General features: G+C 68.5%; 4 protein-coding genes. All 4 read right to left on the bottom strand.

All coding sequences use genetic code 11. The annotated features are described in order from the left end of the window. On the bottom strand, window positions 1-262 hold a 262-nt coding region (locus ACWELJ_RS33860; protein WP_452370135.1), incomplete at its 3' end, for a translation initiation factor IF-2 N-terminal domain-containing protein. A gap of 107 nt (window positions 263-369) precedes the next feature. Further along, window positions 370-663: a YlxR family protein gene (locus tag ACWELJ_RS33855; RefSeq protein ID WP_452370136.1), complete on the bottom strand. Its 294-nt coding sequence runs from the start codon at window positions 661-663 to the stop codon at window positions 370-372. A 232-nt stretch (window positions 664-895) separates the two neighbouring features. Next, entirely contained in the window at window positions 896-1,945 is a 1,050-nt protein-coding gene (gene nusA, locus ACWELJ_RS33850) for a transcription termination factor NusA (protein WP_357093062.1), read from the bottom strand. Further along, entirely contained in the window at window positions 1,942-2,559 is a 618-nt protein-coding gene (gene rimP / locus ACWELJ_RS33845) for a ribosome maturation factor RimP (protein ID WP_452370134.1), read from the bottom strand. The genes nusA and rimP overlap by 4 nt, the downstream gene beginning before the upstream one ends. Between the last annotated feature and the right edge of the window lie 423 nt (window positions 2,560-2,982).

Below are 2,982 nucleotides of genomic sequence, written 5' to 3'. Positions count from 1 at the left end.
GGGGACCGGCACCCGGGGTGGCCGGCTTGGCGGCCGGACGCGGGGTGCTGTCACCACTGGGCTTGGGCGCCGCCGGCTTGGCGGCACCGGAAGGGGCGCTCTTGGGTGCGAGCGACTCCCGCAGCCGGCGCGCGACGGGTGCTTCCACCGTCGAGCTCGCCGACTTCACGAACTCGCCCTGCTCCTTGAGCCGCGCGAGTAGTTCTTTGCTCGTGACACCGAGTTCTTTAGCCAACTCGTGCACGCGGGCCTTGCCTGCCACTGCTCTCCTCACTCAGAGGCCGAGCGTGACAGCCCGCGTATCACGGGACGTCCGCACGACCTCGACTAATTTCGAAGGCCGATCATTTCTGGGACTTCACGGTGTGCTCATGAGTGCTCGTGCCTGTTCTCTACGTAATGCTCCAGGGCTGAGATATCCAGATGTCCGGACACTCGTAGTGCTCTGCCGATTGCTCGGCGCCGAACTGCTTGACTCAGACAAACCGAAGAGGGGTGCAACCAAGCACCCCTTCCGGGAAGTCTGCGCCGCGGATCCGGAACGATCGCAACGGTTTGCCCACTCTCGGCAGACCCTTGCGCCACGACCCGCATCAGATCGGCAGCCAGCTCGCGTCTGCGACATCCGATGCAGGTCCGGACGGGTGCTGATCTTGCCTGCACCCGCTCGGCGCGCGGAGAAGTCGAAGACTCGCGCTGAGCCTGCGTCCACTCTACCGCTCTCACGTCCCGATCTCCGCATCCGTACCCCTTGGAAGTTACCAAGCTGTCATCCCGGGGGTCTGTTTCACAAATCCATTTCCGACCGGGCCGGACCCATCGAGCAAGATCAGCCCCGTGCCGGGCGGCCGCGACCGAGCTACCGCGGCGCCTCGGTCCCGGCCGCTGGCGACCCTCAGTTCCGGTGCGTGTCGGACCCGCCGGTCGCCGCCGCCGGACGCGCGCCGCCCTGCGGATCGGCCGCCGCGTCCGAGCGGATGTCGATCCGCCAGCCGGTGAGCCGGGCCGCCAGGCGGGCGTTCTGGCCCTCCTTGCCGATGGCGAGGGAGAGCTGGAAGTCCGGGACCACCACGCGCGCGGCGCGGGCGTCGGGGTCCACGATCGTCACCGAGACAACCTTGGACGGGGACAGCGCATTCCCGACGAAGGCGGCCGGGTCCTCGGCGTAGTCGATGATGTCGATCTTCTCACCGGCCAGCTCGCTCATGACATTGCGCACGCGCTGACCCATCGGGCCGATGCACGCGCCCTTGGCGTTGACGCCCGGGACGGTCGAGCGGACCGCGATCTTGGAGCGGTGACCGGCCTCACGGGCCACGGCCACGATCTCCACCGAGCCGTCGGCGATCTCGGGGACCTCGAGGGCGAACAGGCGGCGCACCAGGTTCGGGTGGGTGCGCGAGAGGGTGATCTGCGGGCCGCGCGGCCCGCGGGAGACGCCGACCACGTAGCACTTGATGCGGTCGCCGTGCTCGTAGGTCTCGCCCGGCACCTGCTCGGCGGGCGGGATGACGCCCTCGGCGCCATGGGCCTCGGAGCCGATGCGGACCACGACGGTGCCGCGGGCGTTCATGCGGGCGTCGCGCTGCACCACACCGCCGACGATGTCGCCCTCGTGGGTGGAGAACTCGCCGAAGGACTTCTCGTTCTCGGCGTCGCGCAGCCGCTGCAGCACCACCTGGCGGGCGGTGGTGGCGGCGATGCGGCCGAAGCCCTCGGGGGTGTCGTCCCATTCGGAGATGACATTGCCGTCGGCGTCGACCTCGCGGGCCATCACCCGCACGACACCGGTCTTCTGGTTGATGTCGATGCGGGCGTTGGGCTGGTGGCCCTCGGTGTGCCGGTAGGCGGTGAGCAGCGCGGACTCGATCGCGGAGATCACCGTCTCCATCGAGATCCCCTTGTCGGCGACAATCGCGCGCAGGGCTTCGATTTCGATGTTCATTCCGCGATCCCTTCGGTCAGTGAATCGGATTCTGTTGTTTCGGTTTCGTTGTCCTCCCGGGCGCCCGGCTGGGGACGGCCCGGCGCTACTCCCCCCGCGAGCTCCAGCTCGGCCGCGCCCGGCGGATTGAATTCCACCTGCACGACGGCCGATCCGATGTCGGCCAGCGGCACCGTCACCCGGTGTGGCTTCCGCTTGCCGCCGAGGACCAGGGCGATATCGGTGTCGGTGAGGACGCCGACCCGGGCCTCGAATGTGGACTTGCCCTTCTCCTCCGGTGATTCGGCGCCGGGGACCAGGACGATCTTGACCTTGCGACCCTGCGCGCGCTGCCAGTGCCGCGGGGTGGTGAGGGGCCGGTCGATGCCGGGGGTGGTGATCTCCAGCAGATACGGGGTCTCGCCGAAGTCACCGGCGTCGTCGAGGGTCTGCGAGATCTCCGAGCTCAACTCCGCGACGGCATCCAGGTCCGGGGATCCATCGCTGTCGATGGTCACCTTGACCTTGCTCGCTGGACCGGCAGCCGAGATCGCGACGCCTTCGAGGTCGAATCCTCGGCGTTCGACGAGCTCAGCAACTAGCTGGCTCACCCTTTCCTCGGTCGGCATCGGCATATGGGGCGGCTCCTGGTTCAGTTGTCACGGGTTGAGTTGTCTGCTTCGGCGAAATACTGTGCCGAAGATCTAGCGTAACGCGCGAAAAGAGTGTAAAGGACCAGCCGACCCGCCTGAGTTCGGCATGGTCGGCCGCGCGGTACTGACGGCGCGTCGGGAGCGACGCGCCCAAGACGGTTGCCCGTCGTCGCTGATCACAGCCTATCCGACCGCCCTCGCGCAGCAAGCTGTCCGCGACGGCTGGCACCATGTATCCCGTGCCCAGCAGTCAGAGCGGCCTCACGGCCGATGTCGTCGGTCTCACGGTCCAGCCGGACCGAACCGGCTCCGCCCCCACCCCGATTTCCGCGCCCCGGTCCGGTGCCGCGGTGAATCGGCGGTCCGCGCTGCGGCTGGCCGGGGGCGGCCTGCTCGTGGCGGCCG

This window comes from Nocardia sp. NPDC004582 (genome assembly GCF_053602115.1).
The sequence above is the reverse complement of the archived record's forward strand: the minus strand, read 5'-3'. Positions and strand labels throughout refer to the sequence as shown.

What these genes read in the sequence shown, in the direction of transcription:
- nusA (WP_357093062.1), bottom strand. Translation starts at nt 1,945, where the DNA reads ATGAACATCGAAATCGAAGCCCTGCGCGCGATTGTCGCCGACAAGGGG.
- rimP (WP_452370134.1), bottom strand. Translation starts at nt 2,559, where the DNA reads ATGCCGATGCCGACCGAGGAAAGGGTGAGCCAGCTAGTTGCTGAGCTC.